This is a genomic window from Pseudomonas kribbensis (assembly GCF_003352185.1).
Lineage (GTDB): Bacteria > Pseudomonadota > Gammaproteobacteria > Pseudomonadales > Pseudomonadaceae > Aquipseudomonas > Aquipseudomonas kribbensis.
Map to the genome: position 1 here is coordinate 309,312 of NZ_CP029608.1, position 19,613 is coordinate 328,924.

Here is a 19,613-nt window from a genome sequence, read left to right on the forward strand (position 1 = left end):
TTAGTTCTGGTGAATGAAAAAGCCGCCTCTTGTGGGCGGCTTTTTTTGTGGGTGATGGGTTGGATGTCATCATCAGACCAACTGCCATTATTCCCGCAAAGTTCGCGTTAAACAGCCAGAATAATGCCACTTAAGAAGCCGTGAGTTCTAAACGCCGCTCTTTTTCTCTTCAGCCTTCATAGCCATTGCCGCCTGGTATGCAGTACTCGCAGCATCTCCACAGCATCAACTTTGATTGTGTAGATGATGTAGTAGTTTGGGGTGACAACTATTTCGCGGGTGTCTTGCGCGATCCCTCTTTTGTATAAAGCTGGGTGCTGGCGGACGCTTTCTCCCTTCGATTCGAAAAGCTCATCGAGCCTAATCGCTGCAACGGGATTTTCCTGTCCGATACGCTCCATGATGTTGTCTCGGTCATCCAGCGCCTCTTGGCGCCAGACCAACCTCATCAACGTACTCGCTGACGCAGGGCATCACGCTTGGCGGCAAATATCCTGCGAGCGTCTTCATCGCTGACGCTGGGTCTTGGGTCATCAATGCTGATTTGTACCTGTTGCTTGACCCATTCTTCATACGCAGCGGCTTCATGAGCTTGTTTCATCGCTTCGGCGCGATCAGGGCGAGCATAGGTTTTTATTTGAAGAGGGTCATAACTGGTGGTGTCCACATCGAAGTGATTGATACCCACTCCTTGCAGATAGGTCACCAGCGTTTCGAACCGCTTGAACAGTCGCACCTGACCACTGCGTTGTGCTGCCAGTGAATACTCTTTGCTTCCTTGCTGAATTTGAATCGACCAGCCACCGGGCTTGGCAACGATATGTGCGCTACTGATCGAACCGTTCTCAAACAGTCGGGTGAGAGTGCTGTGATCAATGGTTTCAGTGGTCATGAAGGCAAGCCCTTGGTTGAACAATGGCTCCCATCGTACGCAATCAATAATAGTTTGCAAAATTCAGGTCCTTAAAGTTTTGCGCCGGAAATGCCAGCGTCAGTGTTCTGGATAGAGGCAGGCAGTTCTAGCCATGAACACGCCTGCCCGAAGTTCGTCAGGCCGGGGCTTTCCAGCTCAGCATTTTCTGCTGGGCGACTTGCAGCAGGTCACAGCCGTCTTTGGTCAACAGGTAGAGGGCGTGGGTGATGTGCGGGATGTCTTCGACGTCGGCGTGTTTGAAGCAGAGGCAGTAGAGGGTTTGCAGCAGGTCGCTGGAAGCACGCAGGCGCTGGACGGCGCATTCGAGGATGTCTTGCGGGTTGGCATCGGTGTCGATGACCAAGGGCTTGGTGTCGGTGAGGTTGGAGTCGAGTGGACGGTAGCGATCGGAGTGGAGCTCGTTCCATGATTTCATTTTTTCTATCTCTGTAGGCATCGATGAACCGCTGCTACCGTGACCAAGCGGTGGAGGCGGACTGTGTTCAAGTTGGTCAAACCGGCAGAGATAACCCGGTACGCCGAAGCGTCCCAAACACAGCCCGCCATAGAGCGTGCCGACAGAAAGAGGTCGGCAGCATACAAGGGCATGCATCAGTTATCTCTGTTTTTCAGGTGACCAAACCTGAATCGCTGATTGGGCAGCGACAGTCACAACTATAGGTTTCGACCTAACGGCGCCGATAGAAGACAAGGCGCCGCTGCGTGTAGGAACGGGATGCAGATTCGAGCAGGCCGTTCCTACAGATCAATCACGGTGTTCAACGAATCGCTCTATACGCCTCAACATCCAGCACACTCGTCGTCAGCCCGGTCGCCGGGGTGTAGATCGTGCCTTTCACCGTCGAGAACGGGACGCCCTTGCTGCCCAGCGACACATAGCGTTCGCCTTGGTCCAGTTCGGTGAACCAGGTGTAGGAGCACTTCTCCATGGCTTTGTATTTCGCTGCCTCATTGACGATGGCGGCGGTGTGGTTTCGAAGGTCGGCGTCAGTAAGGTTGAGGTTCTTGTCGAGCACGGTGCCCCAGCGTTTCAGGCACACCTCGGCAAAGTGACGGACAATCAGGCCAGGTTCGGCCACAACCTTCGGACCACTGACGCCATCGGCCGAAGCATTGCCGACCAGGGTGGCGTGACGTCCGGGCATGGGGAAAATGCTGGTTTTGGTGCCGGTTGCGGTTTGTGGGATGACGCAGCTGAAACCCTTGGAGCGTTCGTCCCGAGCATAAAAGCCCACGTACTCTTTGACGTTGTAATTGAGCTTTACCCGGTGTTCCTGAAAGTTACCGATACCGGGCACAGGATCAATGGCAAAGATATTCACCGGAATATTTTGAAGCGCACTGTCGTTGAACATGGCATTGGCCAGCATATGGCAACTAATGCCGCCACGGCTCCAGCCCACCAGATTGACCTTTGTTGGAATGACACCGTCCTTGCGGAAAGTTTTAATGATCTGCTCCTGTAACTTCTGTTGCGTGACGCTGCGCTCGCCATAGTTATATTTGCGCCATAGCCAGGAACCTTCGACCTTTACATCTTCAATCGGAATGCCGGCAGCCTTGAGGCGGTTGTATTCTGCTTCGGTCAACTGCTCGCGCTGCCAGTCGCACTTACCTTTGATGATGTTCATCGCGTGCTGGACGTTTTCCTCCCAGCCCTTGCCGAACAGGGTTCCGCTGAGACCATAGTCCTTGGATTTGGTGAACAGATCATCGGCCTGCAGGTTGCTGGTGCCGGGGCCATCGACCACGATCCATTCGGCAAACTCGCGACCGGCGTGATGGGAGGCGAGTGTGGAAACCAGTTCACCATCCCAATAGTTTTCATGGGCATTATCAAACTTTGTGGAACCTGTACCGCAAAAGAAAATAGTCAGCGTAGTCATGTTGTTGCTCTTGGTTGATGAAAGAGCAAACAGGCTAGTTCTGAACTTTGCAGTCATGGAAGCGAAGGGTTGTTGCGAACTTTGTAAGTTTGGCGGGCGGCGTCAATTGTTTATTCGTTGCCTGGCAACTTCCAGCAAGTCACAGCCGTCCTGCGTCAATAAATAAAGCGCATTGACGATGTTGGGGATGTCTTTCACATCGGCCTGTTTGAAACACAGGCAGTAAAAAGTTTCCAGCAGGTTGTTGGCTGCACGCAGCCGCTGATCGGCGGCATCGAGGAGATCGCGGTGGCTCGCTTCGGTATCAATGACCAGCACAGGCGTTTCGCTATAGTTGGTTGTGAGTGAGCGATATCGGGTGTTGAGCGGTTTGAACATGTTCATGATCGAGTGTGTCCTTTACGAAGTCGCTTTGGCGGGCCGACACAATGTTTTCAGTCGCGCCGGCCACTATAGAAGGGCGCCCTCAAGCGGAACAAGACAGCCACGATGGACAGAATTCGTAGGGGTTTTTCCGGGGTTCGGGCATTTGCCCTACGCGTTTTTTCAGCTTTTTCACAGCCAAACCCTGATCAGCGAAATTTCCCACGTGTTTGTCGGGCGATTCCCGTTAAACCTCTGTATGGTGCGCGCCAGAATCCGTAGGGCGTTTCCAGACGTCCGACACACGCTTAAAGGGAATTAGGTATGCAGTGGCTACGAATGGCCTCGATCATTTTGCTGTGGGCCAGTGGTTGTCGCGTGGCAGTGGCCTCCGATACGGCCAACGGGCTGGCGCTTGCCAATCTGGAACGCAGTGGCTGGCCGGAAGCGCTCACCACTCAGACCAGCATCGACACAGCCTCCCGCGCAGAAGTGCTGATCTTCGGCAAGGCCCTGTTGGCCAGCGAAGCGCTGGACGAAGCGGGACTCAAGCAACGACTGGGCGTGCAGCAAATGCAGCTCAAGTCGATCCGGCAAGTGCGCGACGGTCTGTGGGATCGCCTGCTCAACACCTATCGCAATGCCAGTCAGAACTGTGATGAACAAGCGTTCTGCCCACGGGTGCGCAGCGTCGCCGATCTGCGCCAGCTGGCGGCGGCATTCACCGGTGATATCAGCCCGGCCCATGCAGAATGGGCAAGCAAGAGCCTGGATGTGCATGAGCGGGTACTGGATGAGCAACTGCGGGTGGCCGTCTTGCGGCCATAAAGCTGCTTTTGCGGGTGTCAGGCCGAAGAGGTTTCACCCGTTGTCACGGCGGACGCCCACGGCGGTGGGAAGTTGTCGGGAGAGGGCGTACATCCACTCAGTAACAGGGATGCAAAGATCAGGGCGAAGGGCAGTTTCAAACGGTTCGACATGTTCACTCCTTGATAAAAATCCATGGGCATCGGCCGTCCTGGCTCGACGCGTGACGGACATTACCTTCAGGTCGATTCACGCGGCGATGAACAAAGTGTTTCATTTGTTTGATCCCGTGGCGTGGCCGCCGACGCTGTATCATCCCGTATCGATTTGCCCCCCGACCTTTTCTCGATTCGCTGCGATCGCCCGCTAGGCTGTTGGCATCACAGCGGTCAACGGAGTGACAGCGAATGCATAACACCCTGGAACAGGTTTTCGGTTATCCACAGTTTCGACCCGGTCAGGAAGCGGCAATCAGCGCTGTGCTTGCTGGGCGCTCGGCGGCGGCGATCTTTCCCACCGGGTCGGGAAAGTCCCTTTGCTACCAGGTGCCGGCTCTCCTGCTGCCACACCTGACGCTGGTGGTCTCGCCGTTGCTGGCGCTGATGCAGGACCAGCTTGAGTTCTTGCGGCGCCACGGCATTTCGGCGGGGAGCATCGACTCGGCACAAAGCCGCGAAGATGCCAATGATGTGATGGCCCGCGCCCGTTCGGGTGAGCTGAAGATCCTGATGATTTCCGTCGAGCGCTTGAAGAACGAGCGTTTTCGCAATTTTTTGCAGCAGGTGCCGATCTCGCTGCTGGTGGTGGATGAGGCGCACTGCATCTCCGAGTGGGGCCACAACTTTCGGCCCGATTATCTCAAGCTGCCGGACTACCAGCGCCAGTTCAACATCCCGCAGACCCTGCTGCTGACCGCCACGGCAACGCCGAAAGTCATCGCCGACATGCAGGCGAAATTCGCCATCGCCGCCGAAGACGTCGTGACCACGGGTTTCTATCGGCCCAACCTCAATCTGCTGGTGGAGCCGGTGCGCGGTGAGGACAAGCGGCGACGGCTGGTGCAGTGGATGGCCGAGCGGGCGGGCCAGCCGAGCATCGTCTACGTCACCCTGCAAAAAACCGCCGAACACATTGCCGAGCATCTGGGGCGCCATGGCATTCAGGCCGAGGCTTACCACGCCGGGCTGCCTCACGAACAACGGGACGTGATCCAGAAGCGCTTCATGGGCGGGCAGTCCAATTGCATCGTCGCCACCATCGCGTTCGGCATGGGCATCGACAAGAGCGACATCCGCAACGTGGTGCATTTCGACCTGCCCAAATCCATCGAGAACTACAGCCAGGAAATCGGCCGCGCCGGGCGTGACGGGCAACCTTCCGACTGCCTGGTGCTGGCCAACCGCGACAGCCTCAATGTGCTGGAAAACTTCGTCTACGGCGACACACCGGAGCGCGATGGCATTCGCCATGTGCTGGACGAGTTGCAGGCTGCTGCACCTGAAGGTCAGTGGGAGTTTTTGCTCGGGCCGTTGGCGGATCAGAGCAACATCCGTGCGCTGCCATTGAAGACGTTGCTGGTGCAACTGGAGCTGCGAGGACTGATTGCCCCGCGCTACGCGTATTACGCCGAATACCGTTTCAAGTACCTGCTGGAACCCGAGGCGTTGCTTGAGCGTTTCGAGGGTGAGCGCAGGGATTTCGTCGCAGCGATCATCCAGACTTCGAGCCGCGCACGGACCTGGGCCACGGTGAATTTCGAGGCGATGTTTTCGCAGTATTCGGCCGAGCGCAACCGCGTGGTGAAGGCGCTGGATTACTTCCAGGAAAAGGGCTGGGTCGAGCTGGAAAGCAAACAGATGACCGAGGTCTACAACGTGCTGCACAGCAGCTTCGACAGCCAGGTCTTGAGTGGCGAGTTGCATGATTACTTCTCCCGCCACGAACAGACCGAAGTGGCGCGGATTCACGCGATGCTCGAATTGTTCGCCACCGAGCGCTGCCTGGGCTATCGACTGGCGGAGTATTTCGGCGATCACAATGCCCCCGAGCAGTGCGGGCATTGCTCGGTGTGTCACGGGCAGATTGCCCGGTTGCCGGCGCCTCCGGAACTGCCGGCGCTTGTGGATAAAAGTTTCCCGGCGTTGTGCGGCGACTTTATCCACAGGCACGAGCAACAGACCGGCACTGCGCCTTCGGCGGAGCGGCTGACGCGGTTTCTGTGCGGGATCAGCGTGCCGCTGTTCACCAGGCTCAAGGCGCGGACGATTGCCGGGTATGCGGCGCTTGAGGAGTATCCCTACGCGGATGTAAGGGCATGGGCTCAGGCACATCTCTGAGCATCGAATCCATTTGCTGAATGTCGATCATCACGGCAATAAACTTCAAAAATGCCCGGTGGCTGACTATGGTGAAGGCTGTCTTTGGATCTCCAACAAGAGAACAACATGAGCCAGACATCCTTCGAAATCCGCCAGGCCGCCGTGATCGGCGCCGGCACCATGGGCCGCGGCATTGTCATGTGCCTGGCCAACGCCGGCGTGTCAGTGCAATGGGTCGACAACAATCCACAGATGCTCGAGCAGGCGCTGAAGGCGGTGACCGATACCTATGCGCACAACGTGCGTCAGGGGCGGATCGATCAGGTCGAGGCCGATGCGCGAATCGCTCGGGTCAGCACGGCGGCGGATTATGTGGCGATCCGCAATGTCGATCTGGTGATCGAAGCGGTGTACGAGAATCTCGAGCTCAAGCAGAAGATCTTCCGTGAGCTCGATGGCTTGCTGAAGCCGGGGGCGCTGCTGGCGAGCAATACCTCGGCGCTGGACATCGATGCAATTGCCGCCGCGACACGACGGCCGGCTCAAGTGCTGGGCCTGCATTTCTTCAGCCCGGCGCACATCATGAAATTGCTGGAAATCGTCCGTGGCGCGCGAACCTCGCCAGCTGTGCTGGAAGCGGCTCTCGAGCTGGGCAAGCGCATGGGCAAGGTCAGTGTGGTGTCGGGCAACTGTCATGGTTTTATCGGCAATCGCATGCTTCATCCTTATGTGCTTGAAGCACGAAAGATGCTGCTCGAGGGTGCCTGGCCGCAGCAGATCGACGCGACGTTGCAGGGCTTCGGTTTTGCCATGGGGCCGTTTCGCATGTACGACGTGGTCGGCATCGATCTGGAGTGGCGTGCCCGTGAGCTGGCCGGCAAGGGCCAGGACGCGCCAGAGGTCCAGGTGGATAACCGCTTGTGCGAGCTGGGGCGCTTCGGACAGAAGTCCGGTAACGGCTACTACCACTATGAGCCCGGCAGTCGTCAGGCCGAGCATGACCCCGAGGTGGATGCGCTGGTGTTGAGCGTCAGCGAAGGTCTGGGGTTTCATCGCCGTGACATCGGCTCCGAGGAGATCCTTGAGCGTTGCCTTCTGGCGTTGGTCAACGAGGGCGCGAAAATCCTGCAGGAAGGGATTGCCGAGTCGGCCCATGACATCGATCAGGTCTACCTGAATGGCTACGGCTTCCCGGCAGAGAGGGGCGGGCCTATGGCCTGGGCGGACGATCAGGGACTGGCAGACATTCACAAGCGGTTGCTGGCACTGGAAACGCGGCAGGGCGATCAATGGCGGCCGGCACAATTGATTGGCGAGCTGGCGGCGCGAGGAAAGGGTTTTTACCTTTAGACTGGGCCGATCACTCAAGGAATCGACACTGATGTCCAACCCGATGCCGCAACGCGCCGATTACCCGCATTTCCAGCCGATCACCACGCGCTGGCACGACAACGATGCTTACGGTCACGTCAACAACGTCACCTACTACAGCTTTTTCGACACGGCCGTGAACACCTACCTGATTCAGGTCGGTGGCCTGGATATCCACGATGGGGAGGTGGTGGGGTTTGTGGTGAGTTCGTCCTGCGATTACTTCGCCTCGATTGCGTTTCCGGACTTGATCGAAGTCGGCTTGCGGGTCGGCAAACTGGGCAACAGTTCAGTGCAGTACGAGTTGGCGGTGTTCAAGGCTGGCGAGCATGAAGCCTGTGCGGCGGGACGCTTCGTGCATGTATTCGTTGATCGGGCGTCGAACCAGCCGGTGGCGATCCCTGCGGGTTTGCGCGGGGCGCTGGAGCGGCTGGCGATCTGACAGGCAAAAAAAATCGCAGCTCGGGGAGCTGCGATCTGGCTGTACCGGCAACGAGGTCAGGCCTCAGTCGCGGTAGTAGCGGTGATGCTTGCGATGGCCGTAGGCATGGCCGCGACCATGGTGGTAGTCACGGTAGTAGCGACGATCATCACGGCCGCGATCATAACGACGGTCTTCGCGATTGCTTTCGTTACCCATGTAGTTACCCAGCGCGCCACCGGCACCGCCACCTGCTGCGGCGCCGATCAGGCTGCCGGTGGTGCCGCCCATGCTGCGGCCGACCACGTTACCGCCGGCTGCGCCCAGCGCACCGCCAATGGCGGCTTCGCCACGGCTGTGTTTGTTGGCGCCAACCGCGCTACCACCCGCGCCGCCCAGGGCCGCGCCAATGGTTGAACCTGTGCTGCCGCCCAAAGATTGACCGACGACCGAGCCAAGAACCCCGCCCAATGCGCCGCCCACACCTGCTTCGGTGGTGCCTCCGGCAGAAGCGAAGCCACTGACCAGGCCAAGGGACAACAAGAGAATCTGGGAGAACTTCATAGAGGAGCCTCAAAGGGATGACGGCGCGATCCTGAGGCTGTGTAACAAGGCTGACAATCGAAATCCGACGAATAACACGACTTGTATACAATTATGCAAGTTACTGATTTTTGGGTGGAACTTAACCGATTTTGGCCGGTCTTTAGCTACTTCACAAAGGCCGCTTTTATGCAAAAGCGGCCTTTTTTGTGGGCGCAGAAAAGTTTTGTATCAGGCCGACTTGGCCATGATCAACCCCGTCTCGCTCGCCGCTTCCAAACGAATGGCGATGAACTTCGACGTCGGCGTATGGCTGCCGTCCCCGGTGCTTTCCAGCGGCACCAGCGGATTCACCTCTGGATAGTAGGCAGCTGCCTGACCCGCCGGAATATCGAACGCCAGCAACGTAAAGCCCTTCACCCGACGCTCGCGGCCATCGTCCCACAGCGACACGATGTCTGCCTTCTGCCCCGGTTTGAAGCCCAGGCGAATGATGTCCGCCTCGTTGGCGAACAGCACGTCACGCTGTCCCTTCACGCCGCGATAACGATCGTCGAGACCATAAATCGTGGTGTTGTACTGATCGTGAGAACGCATCGATTGCAGGATCAGGTCCGGCAGTTTGCCGGTGGCGCGGGTGCGCTCGTGAATCAGGTCCTTGGGCAGCATGTTCGGTTTGAAGTTGGCCCGACCCGATGTGGTGTTCCACTTGCGCGCGCCGGCGCTGTTGCCGAGGTAGAAGCCGCCCGGGTTCTTGACCTTCTCGTTGAAGTCCTTGAAGCCTGGAATGGTGTCGGCGATCAGTTCGCGGATGCGCCGGTAGTCGGCCACCAGCCAGTTCCAGTCCACCGGTTTGCTGCCCAGGGTCGCAGCGGCGATGCCGGCGATGATCGACGGCTCCGAGCGCATCTGGTTCGACAGCGGCTGCAACTGACCGTTGGAGGCGTGCACCATGCTGAACGAGTCTTCCACGGTGACGGCTTGCGGGCCTTCGGTCTGGATGTCGATGTCGGTACGGCCCAGGCACGGCAGGATCAAGGCGTCCTTGCCGTGGGCCAGGTGGCTGCGGTTGAGCTTGGTGCTGATCTGCACGGTCAGGTCGCAGTTGCGCAGGGCCTGGAAGGTGCGCGGGCTGTCCGGCGTGGCCTGGGCGAAGTTGCCGCCCAGACCGATGAACACCTTGGCGCGGCCTTCGGCCATCGCGTGAATCGCTTCGACCACGTTGTGCCCGTTGTGGCGCGGCACCTTGAACTGGAAGCGACGCTCCAGGGAGTCGAGGAACGCCACCGGCGGACGCTCGTTGATGCCCATGGTGCGGTCGCCCTGCACGTTACTGTGGCCACGGACCGGGCACAGACCGGCGCCGGGCTTGCCGATGTTGCCGCGCAGCAGCATCAGGTTGGCGATTTCCTGGATGGTCGGCACCGAGTGGCGGTGCTGGGTGATGCCCATCGCCCAGCACATGATCACGTTCTTGCCTTTGGCGTACATGCGCGCCGCTTGCTCGATCTCCACCAGGGTCAGGCCGGACTGCGCGACGATCTGCTCCCACGGCGTGTCGTCGACAACGCCGAGGTATTCCAGCACGTTGACGCTGTGTTCATTGAGGAAGTCGTGATCGAACACTGCCGGCGCCCCGGCCTTCTGCGCATCCCGCTCCCATTGCAGCAGGAATTTGGCCATGCCGCGCAGTACCGCCATGTCGCCGCCCAGCGCCGGGCGGAAATACGCGGTGTTGGTCGGTTTGTCGCCGTTGGTGAGCATTTCGATCGGGTGCTGCGGATGCTGGAAGCGTTCCAGGCCGCGCTCTTTCAGCGGGTTGATGCAGACCACTTGAGCACCGCGCTTTACCGCTTCACGCAGCGGTTCGAGCATGCGTGGGTGGTTGGTGCCGGGGTTCTGGCCCCAGACGAAAATCGCATCGGCGTGTTCGAAGTCGTCGAAGGTCACGGTGCCTTTGCCGACGCCGACGCTTTGTGCGAGCGCCACGCCGCTGGCCTCGTGGCACATGTTCGAGCAGTCGGGGAAGTTGTTGGTGCCGAAAGCGCGGACGAACAGCTGATACAGATACGCCGCTTCATTGCTGGCGCGTCCCGAGGTGTAGAACTCGGCCTGGTCCGGGCTCGACAACGCTTGCAGGTGTTTGCCGATCAGCGCGTAGGCATCGTCCCAGCTGATCGGCTTGTAGCGATCGGTTTCGGCGTCATACACCACCGGCTCGGTCAGGCGACCTTGATACTCGAGCCAGTAGTCGCTCTGTTCCAGCAAAGCGGTGACGCTGTGCTTGGCGAAGAACTTTGCATCCACTCGACGCTTGGTCGCTTCCCAGTTCACCGCTTTGGCGCCGTTCTCGCAGAACTTGACCATGCCGCTTTCCGGCGAATCGCCCCAGGCGCAGCCCGGGCAGTCGAAGCCGCCGTTCTGGTTGGTCTTGAGCATCATGCGCAGGTTTTTCAGCGCGTTGTCGCTGGTCAACCAGGCCTGGGCCACGCTGATCAGTGCGCCCCAGCCGCCGGCGGCACCCTTGTAAGGCTTGTAGCGCGGGACGGGTTTCTGGTCGGCTTGATGGTGTTGGCTCACGGGTGTTTCTCCATTTCTGGGCTATACACCCGCGGCGCGTTCTTCTGCGGCAGGTGGATGAGATTGAGGTTGTGGCGACGGGCCCACTGCACGGCGAGGCCGGTGGGTGCGGACAGACTGACGAGGGTCTGGATCCCGGCGCGCAGGACTTTCTGGATCAATTCGAGGCTGCAGCGGCTGGTGACAATTGCCAGGCCGCCGGTTGTGGATATCTTTTGCCGGATCAGGCCACCGATCAGTTTGTCGAGGGCGTTATGCCGGCCGATGTCTTCACGACCCAGCAGCAATTCACCGCTGGCGTTCATGAACACCGCCGCGTGTACTGCGCCGCAATGCTGGCCGAGCGGCTGAAACGCGCCGATGCGCTGGCGCAGACCGTCGAGCCATTCGACCGGCGGCAAAGGCGCGCCGGGCAAGACCTTGAGATCGGGCAACGCCTGTTCCACCGCTTCCACGCCGCATAAACCGCAGCCGCTGGTGCCGGCCAGTTGCCGACGTTGTTGCTTGAGGTTCCAGAAGGCGCGATTGGCGATGGTCACCTGGGCGTACTGCGCCGAGCCTGAGCCGGTCAGTTGCAGGTCGTAAATATCGGTGGCGTCTTCGATGATGCCGCTGCCGAGGCTGAAGCCGACGATGAAGTCTTCGAGGTCGGTCGGTGTCACCAGCATCACGGCCTGGCTGATGCCGTTGTAGGCAATCGCCAGCGCGACTTCCTCGGCCAGCGCGGTGCTGGCCGACTCCGCCAGGGGCAGGTCGCTGTAGCTGTAGGTCTGACTGGCGGCGGGCGCGGGCGTTTCGAGTGCAGGCGCCGCGCAGGCCGGGCGCTTGGCGTTCATGGCATCACCGACGGATTGATCAACGTTAAGACTAGGCGCGGCAACTTGTCGCGTCTAATCGCTAGTGTCGATCTATCGATAGATGCCGTCGATCAAGCGGCCGCTGGCGATTTCTGATACAGCGCGAAACAGGCCTCGGCCAACGCCGAACGCGGGGCGCCACGGCGCATGATCAGGCCCAGTCGGGCGAGGGTCTGGGCGTTTTCGATTGGCTGCAGGCGCAGGTGATCGGTGAGGCTTTCGAGACCGCCGTCCAGCGGCATGATCGCGCAGCAGAATCCGCCGTGCACAGCTTGTAACAATTGATGCACGGCGTCGGTCTGCAACAGTGGCTGCGGTGTCAGGCCGCGACTATGGAAGTTGTGGTCGATGGACTGGCGAAAGTGCATGCCGCTGGTGAGCATGCCCAGCGGCAGTTCGATCAGCGCCTGCCAGCTCAGCGGTGCTTCGCCGAAACTGAAGGAGCGCTGATCGTAGAGCAGGCCCATGCGGGTTTCGTCGAAGGCCAGGGATTCGAAACGTTCGTTGTCGAGACGATCCAGATAGGACACGCCGATGTCGATCCGGTTGTCCGCCAGTTGTTCGAGAATCTGCTCGGAGCTCAGTGCCGACAATTCGAAACGCAGCTCCGGGTGTGCGGCGTGCAGGCGTTGCATCAGCGGCAGCGGATCGAAACTCGACAGCGGCACGACCCCCAGGCGCAGGGTGCCGATCAGGTTGCCGCGACAGGCCGCCGCTTCCGCCTGCAAGCCGTCATAAGCCGCCAGCACGGTACGGGCCCAGGCCAGCACTCGTTCGCCTGGCGCGGTAAAACCTTCGAAGCGCTGACCGCGATTGACCAGCGGCAGATCGAGTTCTTCTTCAAGGCTGCGCAGGCGCATCGACAAGGTCGGCTGGGTAATGTGGCAGCGGGCGGCGGCCTGGCCGAAGTGGCGGGTTTCGTCGAGGGCGATGAGGAATTTCAGCTGCTTGATGTCCATCTTCGCTCCGGGGCGCTGGCAAGGGTGGGCGATTCTACCGCTTGCACGGGGGCAGGGTCATTGGTCGGGCCGGAACCGGTGGGGTTCGGGGTGGTCTAGGCTTGGGCGTCTGGAACTTAAATCAAGGAGTGTGCGCTATGAGTCTTTTGAGCTTTGTAAAAGAGGCGGGTGAGAAGCTGATCGACCTGCTGACCCCCGGCAACGCCAATGCCAGCGAGCAGTTGAAGGAACACATCAGCAAGGTCGGGTTGGGTAACCCGAATGTCCAGGCCACCGTGGACGGCGACAAGGTGACGGTCACCGGCGAGGTGGCGAGCCAGGAAGAGAAAGAGAAGATTCTGCTGGCTGTCGGCAACATCGAAGGCGTGGGCAGTGTCGATGATCAGATCACCGTGACCGGGCCAGTGGTGGCCGCTGCACGTTTTGTGGTGGTGAAAAAGGGCGACACCCTCAGCGCGATTTCCTTGGCGGTGTATGGCAACGCCAACCAGTACAACAAGATCTTCGAGGCCAACAAGCCGCTGCTCAAGGACGTGAACAAGATCTATCCGGGGCAGACGCTGCGTATTCCTGATTAATCTTCGAAACCGCAATCGCGAGCAGGCTCGCTCCCACATAGGAATGCATTTCCATTGTGGGAGCGAGCCTGCTCGCGATGGGGACGATGCAGTCTAAAGCCCGCTAATCAAATCCCGATAATCCTCGACCGCCGCAAATTCCGCCGTGTCCTTCGGCCCCTTGCGACTGTCCGGTTCCTTTACTGCCAGCAAATGCGCCACCCCGAAATCCCGTGCACTGCGCAGGATCGGCAAGGTGTCGTCGATGAACAGGCTGCGCGCCGGGTCGAATCCGATATCGGCCTGCAGGGCATCCCAGAACTGCGGGTTTTCCTTGGGGAATCCGTAATCGTGAGAGCTGATCAGCCGCTCGAAGTAGGGCGCCAGCTCAACCCGTTCCAGTTTCAGCGACAGTGAATCGCGGTGCGCATTGGTGATCATCACCACACGTTTGCCGGCCCGTTTGATCGCGGCCAGAAAAGTGTCGGCGTCGGGGCGCAACGCGATCAGGTGGGCGGTTTCCAGTTTCAGTTCACGCACCGACAGCTTCAGTTCAGCGCTCCAGAAATCCAGGCAATACCACTGCAATTGACCGGCATGGCGTTCGAACAATGGCTGCAATTCCATTTCCGCCATGGCCCGGCTCACGCCATGCAGTTCGGCGTAGCGCTGCGGCAGGTGTTCCAGCCAGAAGTGGTTGTCGAAGTGCAGATCCAGCAACGTGCCGTCCATGTCCAGCAGAACGGTATCGATGTCGGACCACGGTAATGAAGGCATGGCAACGTCTCGAACGGTAGAAAGATATCCGACACAAACAATCGGAAAAGCCGCGTTATAGTAGCGCGTTCACGCCAAGGAGCTTTGCATGCGCCAGAAACCAACCGTACTCGCCCGGGAAATCGTCGCCACCAGTCGTCTGTTCTGCGTCGAAGAGCTGAAGCTGCGCTTTTCCAATGGTGTGGAGCGCACCTACGAGCGGCTGGTGGGCAAGGGCGCCGGTTATGGCGCGGTGATGATCGTGGCCATGCTCGATGCCGAGCATGCGGTGCTGGTCGAGGAATACTGCGGCGGTACCGACGAGTACGAATTGTCCCTGCCCAAGGGCTTGATCGAACCGGGCGAAGATGTACTGGCGGCGGCCGAGCGTGAGCTCAAGGAAGAGGCAGGCTTTGGCGCACGGCAACTGGAGCACCTGACCGAGCTGTCGTTGTCCCCCGGCTACATGAGCCAGAAAATCCAGGTGGTGCTCGCCAGCGATCTGTATGAAGAGCGACTGGAAGGCGATGAACCGGAGCCGATGCGGGTGGACAAGGTCAACCTGCGGGATCTCTCTTCATTGGCGCAAAATCCGCAGTTTTCCGAAGGTCGTGCCCTGGCGGCGTTGTACCTGGCCCGCGATTTGCTGACCCAGCGCGGCGTTTTCCAGTCATGAGTGAGATGTCGATGAGTTTTCCCCATCCGATGATGGCGCCGGTGGTTGAGCTGGCGCTGCAGGCCGGCGAGGCGATCCTGCCGTTCTGGCGCGCCGATGTGGCGGTCACCGCCAAGTCCGATGATTCGCCGGTGACCGCTGCGGACCTCGCCGCACACCATGTGATCGTCGCCGGTCTGGCCGCCCTGGATCCGAGCATCCCTGTGTTGTCCGAAGAGGACGCCAATATCCCGCAAAGCGTGCGCGCCGGCTGGCAGCGCTGGTGGCTGGTGGATCCGCTGGATGGCACCAAGGAATTCATCAGCGGCAGCGAAGAGTTCACCGTCAACATTGCCCTGATCGAAAATGGCCGCGTGGTGTTCGGGGTGGTTTCAATGCCGACCAATGGGCGCTTCTACGTCGGTGGTGCCGGGCTTGGTGCCTGGCGGGGCGATACGGGTGGCACGCCGGTGGCGATTCAGGTGCGTGACGTGCCTGGTCCTGGCGAAGCCTTCACCGTGGTTGCCAGCCGCCGTCATTCCAGCCTGCAACAGGAACACTTGCTGGCCGGTTTGAGTGCAAGCCTTGGCGAGTTGCAACTGGCCAACATCGGCAGTTCTCTGAAGTTCTGTCTGTTGGCCGAAGGCGCGGCGGACTGCTATCCGCGACTGGCGCCGACATCCCAATGGGACACGGCGGCGGCGCAAGGCGTGCTGGAAGGCGCGGGTGGCGAGGTACTGGGGTTGAACGGTGAAGCGTTCTGCTACCCGGCACGGGAATCACTGCTGAACGAGTTCTTCCTCGCGCTGCCGGCAAAAGCGGCGTGGCGCTCGAAGCTGCTGGAACTGGCCCGCTCCTGAGTACCTTTCCACACCTCAGCGGTGCAGCACGTACTGCCCGCTGAAGGTCACCGCCTCCTCATCGCTGCCCGCATTGACGATCCGCGTCTGCAGGGTCAATCGAGCCCGCCCGTAACGCTGATACATCGCCAGGAATTTCTTCCACACGGTTGCACTCGGCGCCGGGCAGATCGCGATAGCATCGCCGGTCACCGGCAGCGGATAACTGATCTGTCCTTCCTGAATGACGATGTGTCCGTCGTCGATGCCTTCTTCCTTCAAACGCAGATGCAGCCAGCCCCAGCCGGCCAGCACCGCGCCGCAATACAGACTGCCGCCGAACATGGTGCTCTTGTGATTGACGTTGGCCTCCAGCGGCAAGTGCAGGCGCAGTTGCTGTTCGTGCCAGTCGAGCACCTTGAGACCCATGTCCCGGGTCAGCGGGATGTCGTGATGGAGGACGGATTCCAGATATTGGCTGTCGTGCTTCATTCGGATTCGTCTCCATGGTTGCTGCTGTCGGCGAAGTTCAGCCCGTGCTTGCGCAGTTTGTCGTGCAGGGTCTTGCGCGGAATGCCCAGGGCTTCGGCGAGGCTGCGCACCGAGCTGTGCGAGCGGGCCAGCTCGGCGGCGATCAAGGACTTCTCGAAATGTTCCACTTGTTCACTGAGGCCACCGCTGGTGACTTCGATGGTCGCGCCGCTGCCGTCGGGCTGAGAGTTGTCCAGCGCCAGTTCCAGGCCGAGGGCGAAACGCTCCGCCGCGTTCTGTAATTCCCGCACATTGCCCGGCCAGGAGTGACGCAGCAGCAGCGCCCGCTGCGCCGGTTGCAGCTCGTGGGGTGGCAGACCGTGGCGAGCGCTGGCTTCATCGGCATAGTGCTGGAACAGCACCAGCGCGTCCTCACCGCGTTCACGCAGTGGCGGGATGCGCAGTGGCGCGACGTTGAGGCGGTAATACAAGTCCGCCCGGAACCGTCCTTGATCGGCAGCCTGGCGCAGGTCTTCCTTGGTCGCGGCGATGACGCGGATGTCCAGCGGTATCAACTGATTGCCACCGAGGCGTTCGACGACTCGTTCCTGCAGCATGCGCAGCAGTTTGACCTGCACGTCCATGCTCATGCTTTCGATTTCATCGAGGAACAACGTGCCGCCATTGGCGAATTCGAACTTGCCGATCCGCCGCTTCTGCGCGCCAGTGAAGGCGCCGGGCTCATGACCGAACAACTCGCTCTCCACTACCGACTCGGCCAGTGCCCCGGCGTTGATCGCCACGAACGGGCCGTTACGCCGGCTCGACAGATCGTGCAGGGCGCGGGCGACGACTTCCTTGCCGGCACCGGTTTCGCCGAGGATCAGGACGTCAGCCTTGGTCGCGGCCAGTGCGCCGATCTGCTCGCGCAGGCGTGCCATCGGGGCCGAGTGGCCGACCAGTCGGGCGCTCAGTTCGTTGCGGTCGCTCAGGGCCATGCGCAGGCTGCGGTTGTCCAGCACTAGACGGCGCAGGGCCAGTGCGCGGCGCACGCTGTCGAGCAGGGCGTCGCTGGCGAAAGGCTTTTCCAGAAAATCGTAGGCGCCGGCGCGCATGGCCTGCACGGCCAACGGCACGTCGCCATGGCCGGTGATCAGCAGCACGGGCAGCTCGGGATCCTGAGCGTGAAGTTCATGGAGCAACTCAAGACCATCCATGCCGGGCATACGAATGTCGCTGACCACCACGCCCGGCCAGTCACGCTCCAGTTGGGCGGCCAGACCCTTGGCTTCGGACAGCGGAAGGATTTTCAGGCCGGCCAGATCCAGCGTCTGGCCGAGGGCCTGACGCAGGTGCGGATCGTCGTCGATCAGCACCACCTGAATGCGGTTGTCGATGGTCATGCACTTCGATCCTCGGACGGTTGCAGGCTGACCCCGGGCGCGCCGGCGCGCAGCCGCAGGGTGATCAAGGCGCCACCTTGCTTGTGGTTGGCGAACGACAGTTCACCACCGAAGGCGCGCATCAGGGTTTCGCAAATGGCCAACCCCAGACCAAGCCCCTGGGTGCGGGTCTTGGTGGTGTAAAACGGCTCGCTGGCTCGGCCCAGCGCTTCCATGCAGAAACCTGGACCGTTGTCGCGAATGTACAGATTGACGCCCTCGCCGGTGGATTCGGCACTCAGCCACAATTTGCGCGGCGGGCCTTTTTCGGTCAGGGCATCGAGGGCGTTGGCCAGCAGGTTGCCGAGGACCTGGCGCAGGCGGGTTTCCCCGGCCTCGACCCACAAGGTTGCAGCGGGCAGGTCGCGGATCAGCTCGACATCCATGCTCCGGCGACGTTTGGCCAGCAGCGCCAAGGCATCGTCCAGTGCCGGTTGCAGGGCCACGCTTTCCGGGGCGTGTCGATCACGGCGGGCGAAAGCGCGCAGGTGGGCGATGATCGACGCCATGCGCCCGGTCAGTTCGCTGATCAACTTGAGGTTGCCGCGGGCATCTTCAGTACGCTGATGGTCCAGCAGCACTTCGGCGTTTTCCGCGTAACTGCGGATCGCCGCCAGCGGTTGATTGAGTTCGTGGCTGATGCTCGCTGACATCGTGCCTAGCGCTGACAGCTTGCCGGCCTGCACCAGATCGTCCTGGGCGCGTACCAGTTCCTGCTGAGCCTGTTCGCGTTCCAGCACTTCCTGTTTCAGACGCCGGTTGAGCCCTTCCAGATCGCTGGTGCGTTCGGCGACCCGGCCTTCGAGTTCCCGTCGCGCCTTGGCTTCGAAAGCGATCCTTTCCAGGTAATGGCGGCGGCGCTGCATCATCAGACCGAGCAACAGCATGACCACCAGCAACGTGGCGCCGCCGACGGCCACCACGGTGCGCACCGGACGGTCGATCAACGTGCGCGGCGCAAGAATGCTGACGCTCCAGCCGGTTTCTTCGATGTCCCGGGTCTGGGTCAGCCAGGCGCTCGGGCTGAGGTTCAATGGGCGCGGCTCGCGGGTCGGGTATGGCTGGATCGCGGTGATTGCCGAGCGTTCGTCGCCACTCAATGGGCGGGTCGAGCGGAAGCGCCATTCAGGACGTGACGTAAGGATGACCACGCCGTTGTGATCGGTCACCAACAGTTGCTCCGGGGTTTTGCCCCACAGACTTTCGGTATGGTCGAGATCGACCTTGATCACCAGCACACCAATTATTTTTTCGCCATTACGCACCGCAGCGGCGAAGAAGTAGCCGCGCTTGGCGGACGTGGTGCCAAGGCCGAAGAAGCGGCCCAGGCGTCCGGCCATGGCTTCGCTGAAGTAGGGCCGGAACGAGAAATTGCGCCCGACGAAACTGTCGTGCTTGTCCCAGTTCGATGCGGCCAGTGTCCGGCCGGAGGTGTCCATCAGGTACATGACTTCAGCGCCGGTCTGGGAAGCAATGTTCTTCAGCAGGCGGTTGGCGTTGCCCTGGGTGACGCCGTCGTCCGGCGCACCGATGATCGCCCGCAGGGCCGGCAGGTCGCCGAGGATCTGTGGCAGCACTTCGTAGCGATGCAGGGTGCCCAGCAGGTTGGCGACGTAGAGGTCGAGGGTCTGGCGGTTCTGCCCGATCAGTTCGCTGCGGTAGTAGCGCTCGGCCAGATGCTCCAGTGGCCACAGCAGCGGGGCCAGGCACAGGGCCAGCAGGGCGAGGCTGCGCCAGCGGGGGCGGCGGGGAAGGGTCGGAGTCATGAGCATCGGGCGCCTGTGGATACAGGCGCATTATGCCTAGGCTTGCAGTCGCAGTCTGCGCACCCGTTGTCGGGTACGCAGTCCCGCT

At 60.6% G+C, this 19,613-nt stretch carries 20 protein-coding genes; 7 read left to right on the top strand and 13 right to left on the bottom strand.

Features of this window, described 5'->3' with window-relative positions:
* Positions 1-176: 176 nt before the first annotated feature.
* The 5 genes from DLD99_RS01375 to DLD99_RS01395 all read right to left on the bottom strand — a co-directional run bounded on the left by DLD99_RS01375 (position 177) and on the right by DLD99_RS01395 (position 3,204).
* Positions 177-449: a type II toxin-antitoxin system RelE/ParE family toxin gene (locus tag DLD99_RS01375; protein ID WP_114881019.1), complete on the bottom strand. Its 273-nt coding sequence runs from the start codon at positions 447-449 to the stop codon at positions 177-179.
* A complete protein-coding gene (locus DLD99_RS01380) occupies positions 449-892 on the bottom strand; it encodes a hypothetical protein (protein ID WP_114886532.1) in 444 nt (147 codons plus the stop codon). Before DLD99_RS01380 ends, DLD99_RS01375 begins: the two co-directional genes overlap by 1 nt.
* 157 nt (positions 893-1,049) lie before the next feature.
* Entirely contained in the window at positions 1,050-1,349 is a 300-nt protein-coding gene (locus DLD99_RS01385) for a hypothetical protein (protein WP_085712718.1), read from the bottom strand.
* A gap of 343 nt (positions 1,350-1,692) precedes the next feature.
* Positions 1,693-2,820 (bottom strand): hypothetical protein, encoded by a 1,128-nt coding sequence (locus DLD99_RS01390; protein ID WP_114881020.1) that lies wholly within the window; start codon positions 2,818-2,820, stop codon positions 1,693-1,695.
* Positions 2,821-2,922: 102 nt separating this feature from the next.
* Positions 2,923-3,204 carry a hypothetical protein gene (locus tag DLD99_RS01395; protein ID WP_114881021.1) on the bottom strand — a complete coding sequence of 94 codons (282 nt, stop codon included), beginning with the start codon at positions 3,202-3,204 and terminating at the stop codon, positions 2,923-2,925.
* A 303-nt stretch (positions 3,205-3,507) separates the two neighbouring features.
* On the opposite strand from DLD99_RS01395, the gene DLD99_RS01400 reads away from it, so the two are divergent.
* From DLD99_RS01400 to DLD99_RS01415, 4 genes are all read left to right on the top strand, one after another.
* Positions 3,508-4,011: a polysaccharide deacetylase gene (locus DLD99_RS01400; protein ID WP_114881022.1), complete on the top strand. Its 504-nt coding sequence runs from the start codon at positions 3,508-3,510 to the stop codon at positions 4,009-4,011.
* A gap of 386 nt (positions 4,012-4,397) precedes the next feature.
* Positions 4,398-6,326, top strand: coding sequence for a RecQ family ATP-dependent DNA helicase (locus DLD99_RS01405; RefSeq protein ID WP_114881023.1), 1,929 nt, complete (start codon positions 4,398-4,400; stop codon positions 6,324-6,326).
* Between the two features lie 108 nt (positions 6,327-6,434).
* Positions 6,435-7,658 (top strand): 3-hydroxyacyl-CoA dehydrogenase, encoded by a 1,224-nt coding sequence (locus tag DLD99_RS01410; RefSeq protein ID WP_114881024.1) that lies wholly within the window; start codon positions 6,435-6,437, stop codon positions 7,656-7,658.
* Between the two features lie 31 nt (positions 7,659-7,689).
* Positions 7,690-8,121, top strand: a complete 432-nt coding sequence (locus DLD99_RS01415; protein WP_085712723.1) for an acyl-CoA thioesterase — start codon at positions 7,690-7,692, stop codon at positions 8,119-8,121.
* Positions 8,122-8,184: 63 nt separating this feature from the next.
* On the opposite strand, the gene DLD99_RS01420 is transcribed toward DLD99_RS01415, so the two are convergent.
* From DLD99_RS01420 to DLD99_RS01435, 4 genes are all read right to left on the bottom strand, one after another.
* Positions 8,185-8,664, bottom strand: coding sequence for a glycine zipper domain-containing protein (locus DLD99_RS01420; protein WP_085712724.1), 480 nt, complete (start codon positions 8,662-8,664; stop codon positions 8,185-8,187).
* Positions 8,665-8,874: 210 nt separating this feature from the next.
* Positions 8,875-11,223 carry an FdhF/YdeP family oxidoreductase gene (locus tag DLD99_RS01425; protein ID WP_114881025.1) on the bottom strand — a complete coding sequence of 783 codons (2,349 nt, stop codon included), beginning with the start codon at positions 11,221-11,223 and terminating at the stop codon, positions 8,875-8,877.
* Positions 11,220-12,059 (bottom strand): formate dehydrogenase accessory sulfurtransferase FdhD, encoded by an 840-nt coding sequence (gene fdhD, locus DLD99_RS01430; RefSeq protein ID WP_085712726.1) that lies wholly within the window; start codon positions 12,057-12,059, stop codon positions 11,220-11,222. The genes DLD99_RS01425 and fdhD overlap by 4 nt, the downstream gene beginning before the upstream one ends.
* Before the next feature lie 92 nt (positions 12,060-12,151).
* Positions 12,152-13,039, bottom strand: coding sequence for a LysR family transcriptional regulator (locus DLD99_RS01435; protein WP_085712727.1), 888 nt, complete (start codon positions 13,037-13,039; stop codon positions 12,152-12,154).
* A 137-nt stretch (positions 13,040-13,176) separates the two neighbouring features.
* Between DLD99_RS01435 and lysM the strand changes: the two genes are divergently transcribed.
* Positions 13,177-13,617, top strand: a complete 441-nt coding sequence (gene lysM / locus DLD99_RS01440) for a peptidoglycan-binding protein LysM (RefSeq protein ID WP_085733317.1) — start codon at positions 13,177-13,179, stop codon at positions 13,615-13,617.
* A 93-nt stretch (positions 13,618-13,710) separates the two neighbouring features.
* On the opposite strand, the gene yrfG is transcribed toward lysM, so the two are convergent.
* Positions 13,711-14,373: a GMP/IMP nucleotidase gene (gene yrfG / locus DLD99_RS01445; RefSeq protein WP_085712728.1), complete on the bottom strand. Its 663-nt coding sequence runs from the start codon at positions 14,371-14,373 to the stop codon at positions 13,711-13,713.
* A gap of 88 nt (positions 14,374-14,461) precedes the next feature.
* On the opposite strand from yrfG, the gene nudE reads away from it, so the two are divergent.
* Both nudE and cysQ read left to right on the top strand, forming a co-directional pair.
* Entirely contained in the window at positions 14,462-15,028 is a 567-nt protein-coding gene (nudE, locus tag DLD99_RS01450; RefSeq protein ID WP_085712729.1) for an ADP compounds hydrolase NudE, read from the top strand.
* Positions 15,029-15,033: 5 nt separating this feature from the next.
* Complete coding sequence (gene cysQ, locus DLD99_RS01455) at positions 15,034-15,867, top strand: 3'(2'),5'-bisphosphate nucleotidase CysQ (RefSeq protein WP_114881026.1); 834 nt, start codon at positions 15,034-15,036, stop codon at positions 15,865-15,867.
* 15 nt (positions 15,868-15,882) lie between these two features.
* On the opposite strand, the gene DLD99_RS01460 is transcribed toward cysQ, so the two are convergent.
* Genes DLD99_RS01460 through DLD99_RS01470 form a run of 3 tightly spaced genes read right to left on the bottom strand, consistent with a single transcriptional unit; the run spans position 15,883 to position 19,525 of the window.
* A complete protein-coding gene (locus tag DLD99_RS01460; protein ID WP_114881027.1) occupies positions 15,883-16,338 on the bottom strand; it encodes a YiiD C-terminal domain-containing protein in 456 nt (151 codons plus the stop codon).
* Positions 16,335-17,720 (bottom strand): sigma-54-dependent transcriptional regulator, encoded by a 1,386-nt coding sequence (locus tag DLD99_RS01465; protein ID WP_114881028.1) that lies wholly within the window; start codon positions 17,718-17,720, stop codon positions 16,335-16,337. Before DLD99_RS01465 ends, DLD99_RS01460 begins: the two co-directional genes overlap by 4 nt.
* The gene (locus tag DLD99_RS01470) at positions 17,717-19,525 is read right to left on the bottom strand and encodes a sensor histidine kinase (protein WP_114886536.1); all 1,809 of its coding nucleotides are present in this window, start codon (positions 19,523-19,525) and stop codon (positions 17,717-17,719) included. The genes DLD99_RS01465 and DLD99_RS01470 overlap by 4 nt, the downstream gene beginning before the upstream one ends.
* Between the last annotated feature and the right edge of the window lie 88 nt (positions 19,526-19,613).